Source organism: Vibrio kanaloae (assembly GCF_024347535.1).
Lineage (GTDB): Bacteria > Pseudomonadota > Gammaproteobacteria > Enterobacterales > Vibrionaceae > Vibrio > Vibrio kanaloae.
On record NZ_AP025497.1, the window covers coordinates 2,778,172 to 2,802,240 of the forward strand.

Below are 24,069 nucleotides of genomic sequence, written 5' to 3' on the forward strand. Positions count from 1 at the left end.
CTTTTCAACTCATATTATACCGTATTGCTACTTATACTATAAATTGAAGTTCTAAATAAAGCATTGATAATTATAGTTAATAAAAAGCAGGTAATAAAAAACCGCGATAAACGCGGCTTTTTCCAATTCAGTACTGTCTTTATAATATATTAAAAACGTTGACTAAAATGGGATGTCATCATCAAAATCCATTGGCGGCTCATTATATTGAGGTTGAGCCTGCTGAGGAGCTTGTTGGGGTGCTTTAGGCTGCTGTTGAGCAGGAGCACTGTACTGTTGTTGTGATTGTTGCTGTTGTTGTGGCTGCTGTGGTTGACCCCAACCACCTTGCTGTTGGTTACCCATACCACCTTGAGCAGGAGCACCGCCTTGAGCACGGCCACCAAGCATTTGCATGACACCGTTGAACCCTTGAACAACCACTTCAGTCGTGTAGCGATCTTGACCGCTTTGATCTTGCCATTTACGAGTCTGAAGTTGACCTTCAATGTAAACTTGAGACCCTTTGCGCAGGTATTCACCAGCAACTTCCGCCAGCTTTCCAAACAGAGCAACACGGTGCCATTCTGTTTTTTCACGCTGTTCGCCAGTTGCTTTGTCACGCCATGACTCTGACGTTGCAATGGTAATGTTCGCTACAGCACTGCCACTTGGCATGTAACGAATTTCAGGGTCATTACCTAGGTTACCCACTAATATAACTTTGTTAACTCCACGGCTAGCCATGATTTGCTCCGTCTAAATTCATAGTATCAGAAATTTTTAGCGCACAAGAATAGCATGCTTTTCTGCAGTGATAAATCGCATTCCTATTCTCACGCGACAACAAAGAATAAAAACGTAACAAATCATGATATTCAGAGCGATGTTGCTTTTTTCTCCACTTACAAACCACTCATTTACTTTTAGAATTGATATTCAACGCAAGACACAACGATGTCGCTAGAGAAGCCCATGCGTGCATGACAACGTGAAATCTCATTCCATTAATACAAGGTATTTCAATGAGAAAATCTCGATATGCTCGCACTTTACACTTTCTGTGCATCGATCCCAGCGACACTCACCTACACATAAAAGCGATAGAAAAGCATTTGTCTATTCCTCTCTACAAAATGACAACGGACGATTTGATGCTGGTAGATAGGAAACAGAGCAACCGTATTCTACTCGTCGATTACAAAGCGGTTCCACAATTACTTGCTGCATTCCCTAACTTGTACGTTATATGGAAAAATAATGAGATCATTTTATTTAATGTTCCGCAGCCGCTTCCTACCTCGGAGCTCCTTAATTATGGCGTACTAAAAGGGTTATTTTATGATTCCGAGAAAAAAATCAAAATAGCAAAAGGGCTTCGAGAGGTCATTGATGGTGATAACTGGTTACCGAGAAAGGTAACAAACCAACTGCTGTTTTATTACCGCAACATGGTCAACACCAACACTACACCCACGAATGTCGATTTAACCATCCGAGAGATCCAAGTTATTCGCTGTCTTCAATCAGGTTCATCAAACACTCAGATAGCCGATGATTTATTTATTAGCGAGTTCACCGTCAAATCTCATCTCTATCAGATATTTCGCAAGTTAGCGGTTAAAAATAGAGTCCAAGCAATTGCTTGGGCAAATCAGAACTTACTTGCATAATGAAGCGAGCACTTAAACTGATGATAATTTAGAGGTAGATTCTAGTAAACCATACGTTTTGTTGCTGAATTGCATACAGAACTTATGCTAGAGTTGCCCTCATAAATATCAACTACTCAAGTTGAGTTAATAATTATTATAGATAAAGGGTCTTACCATGATCAAAAAGTGCCTTTTCCCGGCAGCTGGCTACGGTACACGTTTTTTACCTGCAACTAAGTCAATGCCGAAAGAGATGATGCCTGTAGTAAACAAACCTCTGATTGAATACGGTGTTGAAGAAGCGATCGAAGCGGGTATGGATGGAATGTGTATTGTTACCGGCCGTGGTAAGCATTCATTGATGGATCACTTTGACAAGAACTACGAGCTTGAACACCAAATTAGTGGTACCAATAAAGAAGACCTGCTGATCAATATTCGTGAGACAATTGAAGCTGCAAACTTCACGTATATTCGCCAACGTGAAATGAAAGGCCTTGGTCACGCTATATTAACCGGTCGCGAACTCGTTGGTGATGAACCATTTGCAGTTGTGCTTGCCGATGACCTTTGTGTCAATGAGCAACAAGGCGTGTTGGCTCAAATGGTTGCTTTATACAAGCAATTCCGCTGCTCAATTGTTGCAGTACAAGAAGTTCCAGAAGAAGAGACACACAAATACGGTGTGATTTCTGGTGAGATGATCAAAGACAATCTATTCCGTGTCGATGACATGGTAGAAAAGCCAGAAAAAGGAACGGCGCCAAGTAACCTAGCGATCATTGGCCGCTATATTCTCACTCCAGATATCTTTGAGTTAATCGAACAAACAGAACCAGGTAAAGGCGGCGAGATTCAAATTACCGACGCATTGCTAAAACAAGCAAAAGCTGGTTGTGTATTGGCTTACAAATTTAAAGGTCAACGTTTTGACTGCGGCAGCGTTGAAGGCTACATAGAAGCAACCAACTACTGCTTTGAGAACCTATACAAGAAAGACCAGAAGCAAATCGAGTTAGGTAAACACTCAACAAAGAAAGAATCATAACTACTGGTGTAATACATAGCGTTTCGAATTATAAAAGGGTGACTCTTTGAGTCACCCTTTTTGTTTACTGTTTTTTTATCCAGTAAAACTTTGCACAAATCTCACTCTATGTAATACTTTAGCCACTGAAAATTACACGGTCTATTGAGATGGATAAAATAGAAATAAGGGGCGCTCGTACGCACAACCTAAAAGACGTCAACCTAACCATTCCTCGTGACAAATTAATTGTTATCACAGGACTATCAGGGTCGGGAAAATCGTCACTTGCGTTTGACACCCTTTATGCAGAAGGACAACGTCGTTATGTTGAATCCCTGTCAGCTTACGCTCGTCAGTTTCTTTCTCTTATGGAAAAGCCCGATGTCGATCACATCGAAGGGTTATCTCCAGCCATCTCAATAGAGCAAAAATCGACCTCTCACAATCCTCGTTCCACTGTCGGCACCATCACTGAAGTTTATGACTACCTCAGATTACTTTATGCACGAGTTGGTGAACCACGTTGTCCTGACCACAACACACCTCTAGCAGCGCAAACCATCAGTCAAATGGTCGATAAAGTGTTGGATCTCCCTGAAGGTTCAAAGATGATGCTAATGGCACCTATCGTCAAAGAGCGCAAAGGTGAGCATGTAAAAACATTGGAAAACCTAGCAGCTCAAGGTTTTATCCGTGCTCGAATTGATGGTGAAACTTGTGATTTATCCGATCCGCCCACCCTTGAGCTTCATAAAAAGCACACCATTGAAGTCGTGGTAGATAGATTCAAAGTTCGTCCAGACCTTCAGCAACGTTTAGCGGAATCATTTGAGACAACACTAGAGCTTTCTGGTGGCATTGCCGTGGTTGGTTGGATGGATGACCTAGAACAAGAAGAGATCGTGTTCTCTGCAAACTTTGCCTGCCCTAAGTGTGGTTACAGTATGCAAGAGCTTGAGCCGCGTCTATTTTCATTTAACAACCCTGCCGGTGCATGTGGCACTTGTGATGGCCTTGGCATTCAACAATATTTTGACCCAAGCCGAGTGATTTTAGATGAAAACCTAAGCATTGCAGAAGGCGCAATTAAAGGTTGGGATCAAAAGAATTATTACTATTTTCAGATGCTAACATCACTATCAGAACATTATGGTTTTGATCTTTATGCACCGTTTAATTCCCTTCCTAAAAAGACTCAAGAGATCATTCTTAAAGGCTCAGGCCGCACCGAAGTGGAATTCAAATACATCAATGATCGTGGTGATATTCGAGTCAAGCGTCATCCATTTGAAGGTATACTCAATACTTTAGAGCGTCGTTATCATGACACCGAGTCTAGCGCGGTGCGTGAAGACTTAGCGAAATACATTTCGACCAAGTCTTGCTCTAGTTGTAGTGGCACTCGCTTGAGGCTAGAAGCTAGAAATGTATTTATTGGTGACACTACATTGCCAGAGATCGTTGATCTCAGTATTGCCGACGCATTGCAATTTTTTCAAACCTTGTCGCTCAGCGGTCAGCGTGGACAGATCGCCGAAAAGGTGATGAAAGAAATCAATGACCGCCTGCACTTCTTAGTTAACGTTGGTTTGAATTATCTCAACCTATCGCGCAGTGCTGAAACGCTATCAGGTGGCGAAGCACAACGAATTCGCTTAGCAAGTCAAATAGGTGCGGGCTTAGTTGGCGTGATGTATGTACTCGATGAACCGTCTATCGGCCTCCACCAGCGCGACAACGAACGCCTCCTTCAAACCTTAGTACATCTGAGAGACTTAGGTAATACCGTACTTGTCGTTGAGCACGATGAAGATGCTATCCGTTGTGCCGACCATGTGATCGATATCGGCCCAGGTGCCGGTGTTCATGGTGGTCACGTGGTTGCCGAAGGTACTATGCAAGATATCATCGACAACCCGAATTCTTTAACAGGCCAATACCTAAGCGGCGTTAAAGAAATTGCCGTACCAAAAGAAAGAACGCCAATCGATAGAAAGAAAGTCGTAGAGATCATAGGCGCAACAGGTAACAACCTAAAAAATATCACTGCCACCATTCCGGTAGGCTTATTTAGCTGTATTACAGGAGTATCTGGTTCAGGTAAATCGACACTGATCAACGATACCTTCTTTAAAGTCGCTCACACCCTACTCAATGGTGCAACCACAGCGGTAGCTGCGCCACATAAGAAAATTAAAGGGTTAGAACACTTTGATAAGGTGATCGATATTGACCAAAGCCCTATCGGTCGTACGCCAAGATCAAACCCAGCGACCTACACTGGAATCTTCACTCCAATTCGGGAGTTGTTCGCAGGCACTCAGGAATCACGCTCTCGTGGTTATAAGCCGGGGCGATTCAGTTTTAACGTTCGAGGTGGTCGTTGTGAGGCTTGTCAGGGCGATGGCGTAATCAAGGTAGAGATGCACTTCTTACCCGATGTGTATGTGCCTTGTGATGTGTGTAAAGGTAAGCGCTATAACCGTGAAACTCTAGAGGTTCGCTACAAAGGCAAAACCATAGACGAAGTTCTAGAGATGACTGTTGAGGATGCTCGCGAGTTCTTCAATCCAGTGCCTGTGATTGCGCGTAAACTGCAAACGCTAATGGATGTGGGTCTTTCTTACATTCGCTTGGGTCAAGCAGCAACCACCTTATCAGGCGGTGAAGCACAGCGAGTTAAATTAGCGCGTGAGCTGTCTAAACGCGATACAGGAAAAACCTTATACATTCTCGATGAGCCAACAACAGGTCTTCATTTCCACGATATACAGCAGCTATTAACGGTACTGCATAGACTGCGAGATCACGGTAATACTGTTGTGGTGATTGAGCACAATCTTGACGTAATCAAAACCGCAGATTGGATCTTAGATTTAGGTCCTGAAGGTGGTCAAGGCGGTGGTGAAATCGTTGCAGAAGGTACACCTGAAGATGTGGCGTTAGTCGAAAGTTCGCATACTGCCCACTTCCTTAAGCCTATGTTAAATTTAAACTAGGTGTAAAATAGCCCCCAACGAACAGACATAAAAATGTTAAAGTAACAGAGCTTGTTTCATAAGGAACAAGCTCTGTTTTTATAAGGTTAGGGATCTATGGCAACAATACATACTAGCGGCACCCAGCTAGAAAATCAGATAAACCAGCTACCGCTTAACAGAGCATTTATTGCTTCTTTAGCTGTCGTATTCTTGTTGGCCATGCACTTTTTCATGCCTAACCCTGGTGGTTCAGGCCTTGCTTTATCCTTTAACCCAACAACTTGGTTAGCTCTTAGCTTCACGCTAACCATTGGTTTTTACCAACTCGCTACAAACCGAGTACTCAAGTATTCCAAATTAACGATTGGCTTGTTGATAAGCTGTATCATACTCACGCTACCAATTTTATACAGCAATGCCGCTCCTCAAGGGGCATCAGGGCGTTTACTTGGATTATGGGCAGGCTTTGCCTTATTCGTAATGCTTCAGCAATTCAAATTCAGCAATGAGCATAAGCAGCGCATGCTGTGGTTCATTGTGTTAGCCACCGTCCTACAAGCCTTATTTGGGTATGTGCAATATTTTTTATTAGAACCAGGCAACCTGTTTGGTTATAACACTGCGACCAATAGGCCTTACGGGATCTTCCAACAACCCAACGTTATGGCCAGCTTCCTAGCGACTGGGTTTGTACTTTCCGCTTATCTGTTAGCCAGGCAGCCGGCTAAATATAATCATAAAATTAGCAAGTCGATTCTACTGTATTTGACCCCAACCTTAACCGTGCCGTTATTAATTATCATCGCATCACGTACTGGTTGGTTAGCTGCTGTAATAGGGTTTATATGTATTCTGCCTTATCTCTACAAGTTCTCGACTAAGAAGCGGTTTTACGGTTGGTGTGGATCGGTTTTGGTCGGTATCGTTGTCGCTTTTTCAGTGATTAATCTCAGTGCCACTGATAGTTTAGCGAGTAAAAGAACTCACTTAGAAAGCCCACGAGCTTATACCTTCCCACAAGCACTGGACATGATGGTAGAAAAACCCTTTACAGGTTATGGCTACGGAAAGTTCGAATCCGAATATACGCTGTATACCGCTCGCCAGCACCAACTCAACTCAAATTACCATCCAGGCCTTCCTTCGATGGACCACCCGCACAATGAAATTTTGTATTGGGGCGTTGAAGGTGGAATTGTTCCGATCCTTGGGCTCTTAACGGCCGCGGCATTGGTGGTGTTACGCATCATGAGTGCAGCGAAAGGAACGCGTCTAGCACTGTTCGCACTGTTCATTCCAATATTGTTACACTCACAGCTTGAATACCCTTTTTATCATTCAGCGATTCACTGGATCACTTTCATTATTTTGATTTACTGGATCGACCAACGATCTTCCCGACACTACTATCAACAGCCGTTTAGTCTCATCAGTAAAACTCTATTTAGAGTGTCGAGTTTAGTGATACCAATCTTGGTAAGCTTTTATATGTTGAGTGCGTTGCACACCAACTATGTACTGACTAAGTTCGAACTGTCTAAGCCTAAAAATCCTGATATCCTCAAACAAGTGACAAATCCTGTGGTTTGGAAGGATCGATATGACTGGGACATATACAGCACTTATCTAAACATTGGTCTCTACAAAGCCGAGCCGAGCCTTATTCAGCCTTATATCGATTGGTCGTTAGAAATCATCCAGAGTAAGCCAAGACCGGCTTTCTATAGCAACCTAATTCTGGCGTATCAAGGGATTGGGGAGGAAAGTAAAGCTGAGCAGATTCGTAGCGAAGCAAAGTTCTTATTTCCAAATAGAGATTTCTCAAAGGTACATTATAATAAAATTTCAGAAGCTAAAAATAACATCTCTTCTGCTCAATGATTTCAAAGTACCTAAAACCAATTTCATGGATTGAGGTTTAGGCGACACAAAAAAAGCGCACGTTCTATCGTGCGCTTTTTTAATCCATATAGAGAAAGGTTATTTTAATACCAATCACAGTAAGTAGATGGTCATAAATAGCGTAGGAAAGAGGCTTGAGAACAAGGCAGAAATTTTCGATAAGTAGTTATTCTACAATCAAAATATCTAACGATGTTATCGAGTATTTTAGCAAGCTAGGATGACCAGTTATTTACTACGATTGGTATAAGACATCTTTGAGCGCTTTTAAGCATAAGGCAACGTTCTCTTTTCGAGCACCATAACCCATCAGACCAATACGCCAAGCCTTACCAGCCAATGAACCAAGCCCCGCACCAATCTCAAGATTATATTCTTCCAACAGCTGTGTTCTTACCTTAGCTTCATCAATCCCTTCAGGGAAATAAAGTGTATTAAGTTGCGGCAAGCGGCTCTCTTCATCAACGACGAACTTGAGTCCTAATGCTTCGACACCCTCTTTCAACTCTTGATGCATCGCATGGTGACGAGACCACGCATTATCTAAGCCTTCATTTTTCAATAGTACAAGAGACTCATGTAGCGCATAAAGACTGTTTACAGGTGCAGTATGGTGATAGCTACGCTTCCCTTCGCCACTCCAATAGCCTAATACTAAGCTCTGGTCTAGGAACCAACTTTGTACGGGAGCTTGGCGGGCTTTCATTTTATCAACGGCACGCTGAGAGAAAGTCACCGGAGATAGCCCTGGCACACAAGACAGACACTTTTGGCTACCAGAATAAACCGCATCAAGCTGCCACTCATCAACCAGCAATGGCACACCACCTAGTGATGTCACCGCGTCCACAATTGTGAGTGCATCAAACTGTCGAGCAACCGCAGAAATCGCTTGAGCATCAGATAGCGCTCCGGTTGATGTCTCTGCATGCACAAATGCTACCGCCACCGCCTCTGGATTTTCCGCCAATGCTTGTTCTATCTTGTCGACAGAAACTGGCTTGCCCCACTCGTCGTCAACAAGGATCGCTTCGCCACCACAACGCACCACGTTTTCTCGCATACGCTCACCGAAAACACCGTTACGACAAACAATCACCTTTTCACCGGGCTCAATCAAGTTAACAAAACAGGTTTCCATACCCGCACTGCCCGGTGCAGAAACGGCAATCGTAAATTCATTTTCAGTTTGGAATGCATACTTAAGAAGTTGTTTAAGCTCATCCATCATCGCAATAAACAACGGGTCTAGATGACCAATTGTCGGACGGCTCAAAGCCTGCAGCACTTGCGGCGAGATATCAGAAGGCCCTGGCCCCATTAACGTTCGGTGTGGCGGATAAAAGCTATCGATAGCAGTATTGAGTGTTAAATTAGACATGTACATCCCTTACGTTAATGGTGTGAACATTCCACCCTAAAGCAAATCGATAACCTCAGCAATTAGCCATAAGTATTGAGGTCAAACCACTGTCACATAATTGTTAAAATTATTTTTCAATTACCTCCAGTTACGGATTGACATTGTTATCGCAAACACGTTCAATGAAATGGCTATCTAGCAGAAGAGGAGCACTGCCCAGGCAGATGTTTTGTGGAACCGCATTTCCAATACAAAGCATTTATGGGGAGCAGTGCCGAGATAATAAAAGCATGCCGGACTTTTATTATCGGTTGAGCGGGCTGAATCCCGTCAACTGTCGCCATTTTTATATGGTGAAGAGCTTCTGAGGTTACTATTCTAATAATTCCTCTCTTTTTGCTCTAAATACTCTCTTCGAAAAACATCGGACGTTGGATTACCCAACCGTAATTTTATTTTAGGAAGTCGTGGGAGATATATCGTGAGTGCATCTAATGTAGCTGGTTCTTTTAATGTCGCTAAGTTTGGTGGCACAAGTGTTGCTAACTTTGAAGCAATGAGCCGTTGTGCTGCCATTATTGAAAACAACTCAAATACAAAACTGGTCGTAAGCAGTGCATGCTCTGGCGTGACTAACTTGCTGGTAGAACTCGCAAATGGAGTTCAAGACAAAGCTCGTCGCCAACAATTGATGACGCAATTAGCTGATATCCATAATGCCATTCTTGACCAACTCGCCGACCCAATCAGTATTGAAAAAGATATACACTGCATTCTCGATGATGTTGCAAACGCAGCCGAAGCGGCATCTTTCCAAACGAGTGCCAAGTTAACCGATCACCTTGTTGCGTGTGGTGAATTGATGTCGACACATATCCTTACTCAGATTATCTGCGAACGTGGCACACCAGCGGTTCGCTTTGATATTCGAGAAGTCATGCGCACCAATAATGAATTTGGTAAAGCCGAACCACAACTAGAAGATATTGCAGACTTAGCAAAACAGAAACTGATTCCACTTTGCCAACAACAAGTTGTCGTTACTCAAGGTTTTATCGGTGCTGATAACGAAGGCAATACCACGACTTTAGGTCGCGGTGGCAGTGATTATTCAGCTGCACTCATTGCAGAATCAGTACAAGCGATTGGTTTAGAGATCTGGACTGATGTTCCGGGTATCTACACTACAGACCCTCGTATTGCACCTAAAGCTTCGCCTATCCCGGAGATCAGCTTCAGTGAAGCATCGGAAATGGCAAACTTTGGTGCGAAGATATTACACCCTTCGACTCTGGTTCCTGCACTACGCCATCAAATTCCTGTCTTTGTAGGTTCTTCAAAAGCGCCAGAATTAGGTGGTACATGGATTCGTCAACAGGTGGAAAGCTCTCCTCTATTCAGAGCCCTTGCCCTACGCTGCAACCAAACCATGGTGACGCTCCGTAGCGCTAACATGTTCCATGCTTACGGTTTCCTTGCGAAAGTGTTCGAGATCCTTGCTAAACATAAGATCTCTGTTGATCTGATCACCACATCAGAGATCAGTGTTTCACTGACGTTAGATCAAACTGACACATCAGGTGGTGCTCCTGAATTACCAGAAGCAGCGCGTATTGAGCTTGAAGAACTGTGTTCTGTCGATATTGAGCACGATCTTTGTCTCGTTGCTCTTATTGGTAATAACATGAGTGAAAGCAAAGGCTATGCAAAGCAGGTATTCGGTACTCTTGAAGATTTCAACCTACGTATGATTTGTTACGGAGCAAGCCCTCACAACCTGTGCTTCCTGCTGAATGAGTCAGTGTCTAAACTGGCAATTCAAAAACTTCATCAAGAGTTATTTGAATAGATCGTCCGTTTATCACCGACTGATAGATGACTAAATCACAAATACAAAAAGGGTTGCTATAATAAGCAACCCTTTCTCTTTTACTTTACGAATCAAAACTCGTCATAGATTAGAAGCTAGTTAATGTTTGGACCTAGCCATTTCTCAGCTTCCAACATATCCCAACCTTTCCGCTCAGCATAGCTCTCCACCTGATCCTGTTGAATCTGTGCAATAGCAAAGTATCGAGTATCTGGGTGTGAGAAGTACATCCCGGATACCGAAGCGCCGGGCCACATCGCGTAGCTCGTCGTTAAAGACATATCAATCGCTTTCTCAACATCCATTAACTCCCACAACGTACCTTTCTCGGTATGTTCAGGGCAAGCCGGGTAACCTGGAGCAGGACGAATACCTTGGTATTTCTCACGAATCAAATCATCGTTCGATAAGTCTTCATCTGGCGAGTAGCCCCAAATGTCCTTTCGCACCTCTTTGTGTAGATACTCAGCGAACGCCTCAGCCAATCGGTCTGCAACGGCTTGAATCATGATTGCATTGTAATCATCGCCATTGGCTTTATATTCATCAGCCAATTCACGCTCACCAATACCGCCGGTCACTGCAAAACCGCCAATCCAGTCCGCTTTACCGCTCTCTTTTGGAGCGATGTAATCAGACAAACAGTAGTTAAAGCCTTTTGGCTTCTCAGTTTGCTGACGAAGATTGTGCACAACTTTTAGAACTTCGGTACGAGATTCATCAGTGTACACTTCGATATCATCACCGACACTGTTTGCAGGGAACATCGCACACATACCACGTGCTTCAAGTAACTTCTCTTTCTCTACGCGATCCAGTAAATCATTGGCATCTTTGAATAAACGTTTTGCTTCTTCGCCCACTTCCTCATGATCGAGAATCGCAGGGTACTTACCAACTAAAGACCACGTCATAAAGAATGGTGTCCAGTCAATGTAGTTACGTAACGTAGCCACATCAAAGTCATTGAATATGTGCACTCCTGGCTTCGCCGGTGCTGGTGGAGTATAAGTATCCCAATCAATGGCCACTTTATTAGCACGAGCTTTTTCAAGCGTGACAGGCTTAGTGCGAGGCTTCTTACGATTATGTTGATCACGAACGCGATCATAATCGATATCCAATTTTTCGACGAAAGCAGGCTTCAATTCATCAGAAAGTAGTGAAGTACAAACACCTACAGCACGAGAAGCGTTGTTTACGTAAACCACTGGCTCAGAATAGTTCTGTTCAATCTTAACCGCGGTGTGCGCTTTAGAGGTGGTTGCGCCACCAATCAGAAGAGGCAGCTTGAAACCCTGTCTCTCCATCTCTTTAGCAACATGTACCATTTCATCAAGAGACGGTGTAATCAGTCCAGACAGGCCAATGATGTCGACATTCTCTTCTTTGGCTACCTTAAGAATCTTCTCGCAAGAAACCATGACACCCAGGTCGATAATCTCGTAGTTATTACATTGTAAAACCACACCAACGATGTTTTTACCAATATCATGTACATCACCTTTAACGGTCGCTAACAAAATTTTCCCGTTAGTTGCGCCCACTTCTTTGGATGCATTGATGAAAGGTTCTAAATGGGCAACCGCCTGTTTCATCACACGCGCAGACTTTACAACCTGTGGTAAGAACATCTTACCTTCACCAAATAGGTCACCAACAACGTTCATACCGTCCATTAGAGGGCCTTCAATCACCTCGATAGGACGCGAAGCATTAACACGAGCCTCTTCAGTATCCTCGACAATAAAGTCTGTAATACCTTTAACCAGAGAATGCTCCAAGCGCTTCTCTACAGGCCATGTTCTCCACTCTAGCGCCGATTTATCTTCGACTTTACCCACCGCTCGCTCTAGGTACTCGGTTGCCATATCAAGCAAGCGCTCCGTCGAATCATCGCGACGGTTCAATACTACATCTTCAACGGCATCACGCAGATCTTCTGGAACGTTATCGTAAATCTCTAGCTGACCAGCGTTAACGATGCCCATATCCATACCGTTTTTAAAACAGTGATATAGAAATACAGCGTGGATAGCTTCACGAACGTAGTTGTTGCCACGGAATGAGAACGACACATTCGACACACCACCAGAGATCATCGCATGCGGGAGATCGCGTTTGATGTCTCCTACCGCTTCAATGAAATCAACCGCGTAGTTGTTATGCTCATCAATACCAGTCGCAACCGCGAAGATGTTCGGGTCAAAAATAATATCTTCTGGCGGGAAACCGACTTCATCAACAAGAATATGGTAGGCATTGGTACAGATCTCAACTTTACGCTCTCGAGTATCAGCCTGCCCGACTTCATCGAACGCCATCACGATGACAGCTGCACCATAACGACGAACTAATTTAGCTTGCTCGACAAACTTCTCTTTGCCTTCTTTCAAAGATATTGAGTTAACAATACCTTTGCCTTGAATACATTTCAGGCCAGCTTCGATAACTTCCCACTTAGAAGAGTCGACCATGACAGGTACTTTCGAGATCTCTGGTTCAGAGGCACATAGGTTCAGGAATTTAACCATGCACGCCTCGGCGTCTAGCATCCCTTCATCCATGTTGATATCGATAATTTGAGCGCCATTCTCAACTTGCTCTCGGGCTACACTCAACGCTTCATCGTAAAGCTCATCTTTGATCAAGCGTTTGAAGCGTGCAGAACCAGTAACATTAGTACGTTCACCCACGTTTACAAATAAAGACTCTTTCGTGATTGTCAGAGGTTCCAAACCGGATAAGCGACACGACACAGATAGGTTAGGCAACTGACGTGGTGTTACCCCCTCTACAGCCTCAGCCATCTGGCGAATATGTTCGGGCGTGGTACCACAACAGCCACCAATTAAGTTCAAGAAGCCACTTTCAGCCCACTCTTTAACATGCTCTGCCATCTCTTCTGGTGAAAGATCATACTCACCAAAGGCATTAGGTAAACCAGCGTTAGGATGAGCAGAAACATGACATTCAGAGATACGAGACATCTCGCTGACATATTCTCGTAGCTCATCCGGGCCCAATGCACAGTTCAAACCAAATGAAATAGGCTTAACGTGACGAAGGGCGTTGTAGAATGCTTCCGTCGTTTGTCCTGAAAGCGTTCGGCCTGATGCATCAGTTATGGTTCCGGAAATCATCACAGGAAGCGTGATGCCTACTTCTTCAAAAACAGATTCAACAGCAAAAGAACAAGCTTTAGCGTTTAACGTATCGAAGATGGTTTCGATAAGAATAAGATCTGAGCCGCCTTTGATAAGAGCACGAGTGGACTCAGAATAAGCTTCAACAAGTTCATCAAAGCTAACATTACGGTAACCGGGGTCATTCACATCTGGGGAGATAGAACAAGTTCGGTTGGTTGGACCTAGTACACCCGCGACAAAACGAGGTTTTTCTGGGGTTTTTGCTGTCCATTTATCAGCGGCTTCACGAGCTAGCTTAGCAGCAGCAAAGTTAATCTCTTCACTAAGACCTTCCATATCGTAGTCAGCCATAGCGATGGTTGTAGCATTAAAGGTATTGGTCTCAAGGATATCCGCCCCTGCTTCCAGGTATTTTTCATGGATATCTTTGATAAGATTGGGCTGTGTAAGTACCAATAGGTCGTTGTTGCCTTTTAAATCACTATGCCATTCAGCGAAACGTTCACCACGATAGTCGTGTTCTTCCAATTTATAGTCCTGAATCATGGTACCCATGCCACCATCAATCAGTAAAATTCGTTGCTTCAACAAAGCTTCAATCTTTTGCCTTACATTACTTCCCACGGTACAACCTCATTCCTTTAATTATCTCTCCATCCTATCACACATTAAAAAGGAGTCTAGACGTCTAAAACAGGAAATTGATTACCGACTAATAACAAAAAGTGTTTGCTATTTGAGCATGAGACAACGAAAATTCACGTTTATACTTTGTTACATATTGGAATCCCAATGTCGGTTTACTACACCTTATGTTTCTTGTCTGCAGCAGCCATGCTGATTGCTTTCGTCAATAGTAAAATTGGTAAAATGCAGACAACTATCGCCATCACTGCTGGCTCGATGATGTTATCTCTATTAATTATCATTGCAGGACAAAACAATTGGTTCCAATTGGCTGACATCGCCTCAGAAACCGTTGACAGTATCAACTTTGAAGACTTCCTACTCAAAGGAATACTAGGATTTTTACTTTTTGCTGGCGGCCTGGGGATTAAATTACCGAATCTAAAAGACCAGAAGTGGGAAATAACAGTACTCGCTCTTGGTGCAACGCTGTTTTCAACATTCTTTATCGGCTTTGTTCTCTACGGGTTCTGTCAGTTCATTGGTATTCAATTTGACCTGATTTATTGCTTACTCTTTGGGTCTTTAATCTCTCCAACCGATCCAATCGCCGTCTTAGCTATCGTAAAAAAACTCGATGCTCCAAAACGGATCTCAACTCAAATTGAGGGAGAATCTCTATTTAATGATGGTTTTGGCTTAGTTATATTCGTTACTCTATTTACCATTGCATTCGGGACAGAGGCTCCAACAGTTGGTAGTGTAACTATGCTATTCGTCCAAGAAGCTATTGGGGGGATCGTCTATGGCTTTGCTTTAGGTTTACTGTTCCACTACCTAATCAGCAATACCGATGATCACTCAATGGAATTACTGCTAACGCTCGGCATACCAACTGCGGGCTATGCCTTCGCTGAGGTTCTACACGTATCTGGGCCATTAGCAATGGTAGTCTCTGGAATCATGATTGGAAACTGGACGAGGTTCATTGGCTTTTCAAAAGAGAGTGAGGATCATCTAGACCATTTCTGGGAGCTGATAGATGAATTCTTAAACGGCGTATTATTCTTATTAATAGGTATGTCGATGTTGCTATTTAAGTTCCATCAAGAGGATTGGATCTTAATGGCATTCGCTGTCCCCCTCGTATTAAGCGCTCGCTACCTAAGTGTTTTCTTATCCTATGTCGGATTTAAACGATTTAGAATTTATAACCCATGGTCAATTAACATTCTCACTTGGGGTGGGCTTCGTGGTGGCTTGGCTCTAGCAATGGCACTTTCAATCCCTTCTGGTATTTGGGTAGTTGAAGAGAAGCTCATCGATGTAAAAGAAATCATACTCGTCATGACCTATGCAGTTGTTGTGTTCTCTATTCTAGTTCAAGGCTCAACCATTACTCCAATGATAGAGAAGGCGAAACAAGCTGAGAAAGAGCTAGATTAACATCTAAAAATATTAAATCAGGCTGCCTAATTTAGGTGGCCTTTTTTGTACCTGCTAAAAACTAACCACTCCAATTTTTCCACAATCAAAACAAAATATATGTGTAAAAACTCAAGATGAAAGATATACGGGGATGATTAGAACAATCAAAGGCGCCTATGTGGGCTAAACGCTAGAACTCCCACACGCGCTGTTTTGGTAAATCGGGGAATCCGCTGCTCTACGAATGACATGTTCAACACCAAAAAGTAAAAAGGCTTCAGTCTTTCGACTAGAGCCTTAAATATGGCAGGGGTGGAGAGATTCGAACTCCCAACACGCGCTGTTTTGGTAAGTCGGGGAATCCGCTGCTCTGCTAATGACATGTTTCAACACCAAAAAGTAAAAAGGCTCCAGTCTTGCGACTAGAGCCTTAAATATGGCAGGGGTGGAGAGATTCGAACTCCCAACACGCGCTGTTTTGGTAAATCGGGGAATCCGCTGCTCTGCTAATTGGAGCTACACCAAAAAGTAAAAAGGCTCCAGTCTTACGACTAGAGCCTTAAATATGGTAGGGGTGGAGAGATTCGAACTCCCAACACGCGCTGTTTTAGTAATACCAATTCCATTAATTAACTTACCAATCGAGTCCAATCTCTAAAGCAGAGGGATTGGACTCTTCGTTTATCTTCACAAAAACTGTTCCAAGCATTGCATACTGAGTTCACTATATCGTTATAGTTTTCAAAACACCTATTCGCTAACTTGTATTGTCGAAGCCATTGCCAAACTTGTTCTATCGGGTTTAATTCAGGTGAATATGGCGGGATATGGATTATCGTGATGTTCTTAAAATGATTGGCTAAATGTGTTTGATGCCAGCTCGCTTGATCCATAATAACCACGGAATGTTTACCTCTAGGGGTCGCCGTTGAGATTAATTCAAGATGCTTCGTCATTGCTTCCATGTTGCTTAACGGTGAAACAATAGCTTCAGCTTCGCCTGTATTGATACAAACGGCTCCAAACAAATAAGCATACTCAAATTGTTGCTGTTGAACGGCTCTAGGTCGAGTTCCTTTTTCTGCCCAAATCTTGGTTGTGGTATTGCGTTGACCAAATCTAGCTTCATCTTGAAACCAAACAAGCACTTCTTTTAAGTGGATATGCCCAGGGATCTTAAGGATCGTTTCTATTGGGAATTTTTTTAAAAGATTCTTGAGCTTCTTCTGATTGTTTTGGGTGCTTTGAACGTGTTGTTATCCAACTCAAATTAAGTTCATGCAGTAAGCGGTATACACCGGATGGTTGGTAAGATATATCAAATTCATCAAGGATGAATTGTGTGATATCACTCCCTTGTAAGCGCCCACCCTCAGGTTTTATTGCATTTGAAGTGACGTATTCTTTAAGATGTTTTTTTTGCTCAATAGTGAGTCTGGAAGGTCTTCCTGTATGAGGTTTTTCTACTAACCCTTCAACACCAAAATCAAGATAGGCCTTGATCCATTTATTCACACTGAGACGACTGACTTTAAGGAATGACGCGATTTCAGTTCGATTTTTACCATCGATAAAGTGAGAGACTGCGAGTAATCTTAGCCTCAACCTCGCGTTGGAGGTTGTGCCGATAAGCTTTGATAAATCTGAGTTCATATAGGCTCCTTTCAGAGTCTATATTAGATCATTAATTTAATGGAATTGGTATAAATCGGGGAATCCGCTGATCTGCTAATTGAAGCTACACCAAAAAGTAAAAAGGCTCCAGTCTTACGACTAGAGCCTTAAATATGGTAGGGGTGGAGAGATTCGAACTCCCAACACGCGCTGTTTTGGTAAATCGGGGAATCCGCTGATCTGCTAATTGGAGCTACACCAAAAAGTAAAAAGGCTCCAGTCTTGCGACTAGAGCCTTAAATATGGCAGGGGTGGAGAGATTCGAACTCCCAACACGCGGATTTGGAATCCGCTGCTCTGCCAATTGGAGCTACACCCCTAAAACTTTATCTTACTTCAAATTCGAAAAAACCTCGCACTAGGCGAGGTGTTCGAATAAGTGGCGGAGTGGACGGGACTCGAACCCGCGACCCCCGGCGTGACAGGCCGGTATTCTAACCAACTGAACTACCACTCCGCAGTGGTCAACTCACCAAGTGAGCGTCCATATCTCCAGGTCGGTCAACCTAAAGATTTAATTTAAAGCCTGGCGATGTCCTACTCTCACATGGGGAAGCCCCACACTACCATCGGCGCTATTGTGTTTCACTACTGAGTTCGGCATGGAATCAGGTGGGTCCACAATGCTATGGTCGCCAAGCAAATTCTGTTTAATTGACGCCTCTGCGACAATTAATAATTCGGAAAGCTGTTTCTCTATTCAATAGAGCAATAAAAGTCTCTTCAAACGCATTCAAGGTCTGTCTCTTTGAGTCCACAAAACCCCTTGGGTGTTGTATGGTTAAGCCTCACGGGCAATTAGTACAGGTTAGCTCAATGCCTCGCAGCACTTACACACCCTGCCTATCAACGTCGTAGTCTACGACAACCCTTTAGGACACTTATAGTGCCAGGGAAAACTCATCTCAAGGCTCGCTTCGCGCTTAGATGCTTTCAGCGCTTATCGATTCCGAACGTAGCTACCGGGCAATGCCATTGGCATGACAACCCGAACACCAGAGGTTCGTCCACTCCGGTCCTCTCGTACTAGGAGCAGCCCCTTTCAATTTTCCAACGCCCACGGCAGATAGGGACCGAACTGTCTCACGACGTTCTAAACCCAGCTCGCGTACCACTTTAAATGGCGAACAGCCATACCCTTGGGACCGACTTCAGCCCCAGGATGTGATGAGCCGACATCGAGGTGCCAAACACCGCCGTCGATATGAACTCTTGGGCGGTATCAGCCTGTTATCCCCGGAGTACCTTTTATCCGTTGAGCGATGGCCCTTCCATTCAGAACCACCGGATCACTATGACCTGCTTTCGCACCTGCTCGAATTGTCATTCTCGCAGTCAAGCGGGCTTATGCCATTGCACTAACCACACGATGTCCAACCGTGTTTAGCCCACCTTCGTGCTCCTCCGTTACTCTTTGGGAGGAGACCGCCCCAGTCAAACTACCCACCAGGCACTGTCCGTAATCCCGATTCAGGGACCAACGTTAGAACATCAAAACTACAAGGGTGGTATTTCAAGGACGACTCCATCACATCTAGCGACGCAATTTCATAGTCTCCCACCTATCCTACACATGTAGGTTCAATGTTCAGTGCCAAGCTGTAGTAAAGGTTCACGGGGTCTTTCCGTCTAGCCGCGGGTACACTGCATCTTCACAGCGATTTCAATTTCACTGAGTCTCGGGTGGAGACAGCGTGGCCATCATTACGCCATTCGTGCAGGTCGGAACTTACCCGACAAGGAATTTCGCTACCTTAGGACCGTTATAGTTACGGCCGCCGTTTACCGGGGCTTCGATCAAGAGCTTCGACCGAAGTCTAACCCCATCAATTAACCTTCCGGCACCGGGCAGGCGTCACACCGTATACGTCATCTTACGATTTTGCACAGTGCTGTGTTTTTAATAAACAGTTGCAGCCACCTGGTATCTGCGACTCTCGTCTGCTCCATCCGCAAGGGACTTCACTGATAAGAGCGTACCTTCTCCCGAAGTTACGGTACCATTTTGCCTAGTTCCTTCACCCGAGTTCTCTCAAGCGCCTTGGTATTCTCTACCCGACCACCTGTGTCGGTTTGGGGTACGATTCCTTACAATCTGAAGCTTAGAGGCTTTTCCTGGAAGCATGGCATCAATGACTTCACACCCGTAGGTGCTCGACATCGTATCTCAGCGTTAAGAAAGTCCGGATTTACCTAAACTTTCCGCCTACATACTTGAACCTGGACAACCGTCGCCAGGCCCACCTAGCCTTCTCCGTCCCCCCATCGCAATTGTAAGAAGTACGGGAATATTAACCCGTTTCCCATCGACTACGCCTTTCGGCCTCGCCTTAGGAGTCGACTTACCCTGCCCCGATTAACGTTGGACAGGAACCCTTGGTCTTCCGGCGAGGGAGTTTTTCACTCCCTTTATCGTTACTCATGTCAGCATTCGCACTTCTGATACCTCCAGCAGCCCTTACAGACCACCTTCAACGGCTTACAGAACGCTCCCCTACCCCACATACCCTAAGGTACGTAGCCGCAGCTTCGGTGTATAGCTTAGCCCCGTTACATCTTCCGCGCAGGCCGACTCGACCAGTGAGCTATTACGCTTTCTTTAAATGATGGCTGCTTCTAAGCCAACATCCTGGCTGTCTGAGCCTTCCCACATCGTTTCCCACTTAGCTATACTTTGGGACCTTAGCTGGCGGTCTGGGTTGTTTCCCTCTCCACGACGGACGTTAGCACCCGCCGTGTGTCTCCCGGATAGTACTTACTGGTATTCGGAGTTTGCAAAGGGTTGGTAAGTCGGGATGACCCCCTAGCCTTAACAGTGCTCTACCCCCAGTAGTATTCGTCCGAGGCGCTACCTAAATAGCTTTCGGGGAGAACCAGCTATCTCCAGGTTTGATTGGCCTTTCACCCCTAGCCACAAGTCATCCGCTAATTTTTCAACATTAGTCGGTTCGGTCCTCCAGTTGATGTTACTCAACCTTCAACCTGCCCATGGCTAGATCACCTGGTTTCGGGTCTAATCCTAGCAACTGTACGCCCAGTTAAGACTCGGTTTCCCTACGGCTCCCCTAAACGGTTAACCTTGCTACTAAAATTAAGTCGCTGACCCATTATACAAAAGGTACGCAGTCACACCACGAAGGTGCTCCTACTGCTTGTACGTACACGGTTTCAGGTTCTATTTCACTCCCCTCACAGGGGTTCTTTTCGCCTTTCCCTCACGGTACTGGTTCACTATCGGTCAGTCAGTAGTATTTAGCCTTGGAGGATGGTCCCCCCATATTCAGACAGGATATCACGTGTCCCGCCTTACTCGATTTCACTGATGATGATGTGTCGGTTACGGGGCTATCACCCTTTACTGCGCCACTTTCCAGAGGCTTCACCTGCATCATTAAAAGCTTAAGGGCTAATCCAATTTCGCTCGCCGCTACTTTCGGAATCTCGGTTGATTTCTCTTCCTCGGGGTACTTAGATGTTTCAGTTCCCCCGGTTTGCCTCCTGCTGCTATGTATTCACAACAGGATACGTGCTTGTGCACGTGGGTTTCCCCATTCAGAAATCCCAGACTCAAAAGGTTATTACTACCTAATCTGGGCTTATCGCAAGTTATTACGTCTTTCATCGCCTCTGACTGCCAAGGCATCCACCGTGTACGCTTAGTCACTTAACCATACAACCCGAAAGGGTTTCTATTTGCTTTCACTTTAAAAAGTAAAGACAAATAAGCGTATGGCAACTAACCAAGGTTTTTGGTTGTCATCAAGAAGGGTTAATTCTCAATGACTGTTTGCCGGACTCAATTGTGATTCAAACTAAGTTTGAATCGAATACAAGACACTTGAATGTGTTTGTTGTGTTTATCTAATGAAAGATAAACATTGAGAACTTTTAAATTTGATTGAATTACTCGTAAGTAATCAATCAGTCAGCTTTCCAAATTGTTAAAGAGCTTGATTCAATAAATTAAACCATTTTTAAAGACTCTCTTAAGAGAATACTTAAAGATGGTGGAGCTATGCGGGATCGAACCGCAGACCTCCTGCGTGCAAGGCAGGCGCTCTCCCAGCTGAGCTATAGCCCCATCTAGGTCGATATTGGTGGGTCTGAGTGGACTTGAACCACCGACCTCCCGCTTATCAGGCGAGCGCTCTAACCAGCTGAGCTACAGACCCAATATCGTCTCTTAACTTTTCTAAACCTAATCAATCTGTGTGGACACTCATCGTCAATATCTTCGTATAAGGAGGTGATCCAGCCCCAGGTTCCCCTAGGGCTACCTTGTTACGACTTCACCCCAGTCATGAACCACAAAGTGGTAAGCGTCCTCCCGAAGGTTAGACTACCTACTTCTTTTGCAGCCCACTCCCATGGTGTGACGGGCGGTGTGTACAAGGCCCGGGAACGTATTCACCGTGACATTCTGATTCACGATTACTAGCGATTCCGACTTCATGGAGTCGAGTTGCAGACTCCAATCCGGACTACGACGCACTTTTTGGGATTCGCTTACCATCGCTGGCTCGCTGCCCTCTGTATGCGCCATTGTAGCACGTGTGTAGCCCTACTCGTAAGGGCCATGATGACTTGACGTCGTCCCCACCTTCCTCCGGTTTATCACCGGCAGTCTCCCTGGAGTTCCCGACATGACTCGCTGGCAAACAAGGATAAGGGTTGCGCTCGTTGCGGGACTTAACCCAACATTTCACAACACGAGCTGACGACAGCCATGCAGCACCTGTCTCAGAGCTCCCGAAGGCACTCCTGCGTCTCCGCTGGATTCTCTGGATGTCAAGAGTAGGTAAGGTTCTTCGCGTTGCATCGAATTAAACCACATGCTCCACCGCTTGTGCGGGCCCCCGTCAATTCATTTGAGTTTTAATCTTGCGACCGTACTCCCCAGGCGGTCTACTTAACGCGTTAGCTCCGAAAGCCACGGCTCAAGGCCACAACCTCCAAGTAGACATCGTTTACGGCGTGGACTACCAGGGTATCTAATCCTGTTTGCTCCCCACGCTTTCGCATCTGAGTGTCAGTATCTGTCCAGGGGGCCGCCTTCGCCACTGGTATTCCTTCAGATCTCTACGCATTTCACCGCTACACCTGAAATTCTACCCCCCTCTACAGTACTCTAGTTCACCAGTTTCAAATGCAGTTCCGAGGTTGAGCCCCGGGCTTTCACATCTGACTTAATGAACCACCTGCATGCGCTTTACGCCCAGTAATTCCGATTAACGCTCGCACCCTCCGTATTACCGCGGCTGCTGGCACGGAGTTAGCCGGTGCTTCTTCTGTTGCTAACGTCAAGAGATGTTGCTATTAACAACACCCCCTTCCTCACAACTGAAAGTACTTTACAACCCGAAGGCCTTCTTCATACACGCGGCATGGCTGCATCAGGCTTGCGCCCATTGTGCAATATTCCCCACTGCTGCCTCCCGTAGGAGTCTGGACCGTGTCTCAGTTCCAGTGTGGCTGATCATCCTCTCAGACCAGCTAGGGATCGTCGCCTTGGTGAGCCATTACCTCACCAACTAGCTAATCCCACCTAGGCATATCTTGACGCGAGAGGCCCGAAGGTCCCCCTCTTTGGCCCGTAGGCATCATGCGGTATTAGCCATCGTTTCCAATGGTTATCCCCCACATCAAGGCAATTTCCTAGGCATTACTCACCCGTCCGCCGCTCGACGCCCATTAACGCACCCGAAGGATTGTTAGTGTCGTTTCCGCTCGACTTGCATGTGTTAGGCCTGCCGCCAGCGTTCAATCTGAGCCATGATCAAACTCTTCAATTTAAGATTTTGTGACTCAACGAATACTGACTTCAAAACTAATATTCATTCGAAAATGAACATGTAATTCTAAAGCTATTACCATTCCAACAGAATGGTAATGAATTGACTGTGCCAAATAACCCCTCTCTATAAAGAAAGTAGTTATTCGTATTGGTCACTCAGTTCATTGAAATCATTGTGTTACCGAAGTAACTGCTATTACCTAAGTAATAACGTTTTGATATTCATCAACGAGTGCCCACACAGATTGATAGGTTTAAATTGTTAAAGAGCGTGTTCTCTAAAAAGAGAACGCTTTCAGTGCCTTAGCACTTAAGCAGGACGCGTATAATACGCTTTCCACTTTGAAAGTCAACATAAAATACTAAGAAAACTTAGAACCCTATGGTGACTTGTCTATTACATAGACAAAGTCGAACTTTTTGTCTTCACTTTCAAAAAAGTGAAAATAAATAAGAGCCTGGCGATGTCCTACTCTCACATGGGGAAGCCCCACACTACCATCGGCGCTATTGTGTTTCACTACTGAGTTCGGCATGGAGTCAGGTGGGTCCACAATGCTATGGTCGCCAAGCAAATTCTGTTTAATTGACGCCTCTGCGACAATTAATAATTCGGA

General features: G+C 44.7%; 10 protein-coding genes, 4 tRNA genes, 4 rRNA genes and 1 riboswitch. Of the genes, 6 read left to right on the forward strand and 12 right to left on the reverse strand.

Features of this window, described 5'->3' with window-relative positions; translation table 11 throughout:
• Window positions 1-162 precede the first annotated feature (162 nt).
• Window positions 163-726, reverse strand: coding sequence for a single-stranded DNA-binding protein (locus OCV24_RS12490; RefSeq protein ID WP_017055929.1), 564 nt, complete (start codon window positions 724-726; stop codon window positions 163-165).
• Between the two features lie 278 nt (window positions 727-1,004).
• Here OCV24_RS12490 and OCV24_RS12495 point away from each other — a divergent pair, with 278 nt between their 5' ends.
• From OCV24_RS12495 to OCV24_RS12510, 4 genes are all read left to right on the forward strand, one after another.
• Window positions 1,005-1,652, forward strand: coding sequence for a LuxR C-terminal-related transcriptional regulator (locus tag OCV24_RS12495; protein WP_137025924.1), 648 nt, complete (start codon window positions 1,005-1,007; stop codon window positions 1,650-1,652).
• Between the two features lie 157 nt (window positions 1,653-1,809).
• Window positions 1,810-2,682 (forward strand): UTP--glucose-1-phosphate uridylyltransferase GalU, encoded by an 873-nt coding sequence (gene galU, locus OCV24_RS12500; RefSeq protein ID WP_150878706.1) that lies wholly within the window; start codon window positions 1,810-1,812, stop codon window positions 2,680-2,682.
• 149 nt (window positions 2,683-2,831) lie between these two features.
• On the forward strand, window positions 2,832-5,663 hold the full coding sequence (gene uvrA / locus OCV24_RS12505) for an excinuclease ABC subunit UvrA (RefSeq protein WP_150878708.1): 2,832 nt from the start codon (window positions 2,832-2,834) through the stop codon (window positions 5,661-5,663).
• 96 nt (window positions 5,664-5,759) lie between these two features.
• Entirely contained in the window at window positions 5,760-7,526 is a 1,767-nt protein-coding gene (locus OCV24_RS12510; RefSeq protein WP_150878710.1) for a PglL family O-oligosaccharyltransferase, read from the forward strand.
• A gap of 256 nt (window positions 7,527-7,782) precedes the next feature.
• Here OCV24_RS12510 and OCV24_RS12515 read toward each other — a convergent pair whose 3' ends face one another.
• Entirely contained in the window at window positions 7,783-8,928 is a 1,146-nt protein-coding gene (locus tag OCV24_RS12515; RefSeq protein ID WP_136998448.1) for a pyridoxal-phosphate-dependent aminotransferase family protein, read from the reverse strand.
• Between the two features lie 176 nt (window positions 8,929-9,104).
• Window positions 9,105-9,282, forward strand: a riboswitch (Lysine riboswitch).
• Window positions 9,283-9,391: 109 nt separating this feature from the next.
• Between OCV24_RS12515 and lysC the strand changes: the two genes are divergently transcribed.
• Complete coding sequence (gene lysC, locus OCV24_RS12520) at window positions 9,392-10,759, forward strand: lysine-sensitive aspartokinase 3 (RefSeq protein WP_136981040.1); 1,368 nt, start codon at window positions 9,392-9,394, stop codon at window positions 10,757-10,759.
• Window positions 10,760-10,875: 116 nt separating this feature from the next.
• Here the strand turns inward: lysC and metH are convergent, their stop codons facing one another.
• Window positions 10,876-14,553 carry a methionine synthase gene (metH, locus tag OCV24_RS12525; protein ID WP_150878712.1) on the reverse strand — a complete coding sequence of 1,226 codons (3,678 nt, stop codon included), beginning with the start codon at window positions 14,551-14,553 and terminating at the stop codon, window positions 10,876-10,878.
• A 168-nt stretch (window positions 14,554-14,721) separates the two neighbouring features.
• Here metH and OCV24_RS12530 point away from each other — a divergent pair, with 168 nt between their 5' ends.
• On the forward strand, window positions 14,722-16,002 hold the full coding sequence (locus OCV24_RS12530) for a cation:proton antiporter (protein WP_077679902.1): 1,281 nt from the start codon (window positions 14,722-14,724) through the stop codon (window positions 16,000-16,002).
• Window positions 16,003-16,613: 611 nt separating this feature from the next.
• Here OCV24_RS12530 and OCV24_RS12535 read toward each other — a convergent pair.
• The 9 genes from OCV24_RS12535 to rrf (OCV24_RS12575) form a co-directional block, all read right to left on the reverse strand.
• Window positions 16,614-17,637 (reverse strand): IS630 family transposase gene (locus tag OCV24_RS12535; protein WP_102505982.1). Its coding sequence is split into 2 segments (ribosomal slippage): window positions 16,614-17,189 and window positions 17,191-17,637, totalling 1,023 coding nucleotides; the frame shifts between segments, so codons are not numbered across the junction.
• A gap of 264 nt (window positions 17,638-17,901) precedes the next feature.
• Window positions 17,902-17,978: transfer RNA gene (locus OCV24_RS12540), tRNA-Trp, on the reverse strand.
• 60 nt (window positions 17,979-18,038) lie between these two features.
• Window positions 18,039-18,115: transfer RNA gene (locus tag OCV24_RS12545), tRNA-Asp, on the reverse strand.
• A gap of 67 nt (window positions 18,116-18,182) precedes the next feature.
• Window positions 18,183-18,298 (reverse strand): 5S ribosomal RNA (gene rrf, locus OCV24_RS12550).
• A gap of 137 nt (window positions 18,299-18,435) precedes the next feature.
• A 23S ribosomal RNA gene (locus OCV24_RS12555) occupies window positions 18,436-21,328 on the reverse strand.
• Window positions 21,329-21,663: 335 nt separating this feature from the next.
• Window positions 21,664-21,739: transfer RNA gene (locus OCV24_RS12560), tRNA-Ala, on the reverse strand.
• A 14-nt stretch (window positions 21,740-21,753) separates the two neighbouring features.
• Window positions 21,754-21,830 (reverse strand) — tRNA-Ile (locus OCV24_RS12565).
• Window positions 21,831-21,897: 67 nt separating this feature from the next.
• Window positions 21,898-23,450, reverse strand: a 16S ribosomal RNA gene (locus OCV24_RS12570).
• A 458-nt stretch (window positions 23,451-23,908) separates the two neighbouring features.
• Window positions 23,909-24,024: ribosomal RNA gene (gene rrf / locus OCV24_RS12575) — 5S ribosomal RNA — on the reverse strand.
• The 16S, 23S and 5S rRNA genes sit together here with 4 tRNA genes alongside, the layout of an rRNA operon.
• Window positions 24,025-24,069: the final 45 nt, after the last annotated feature.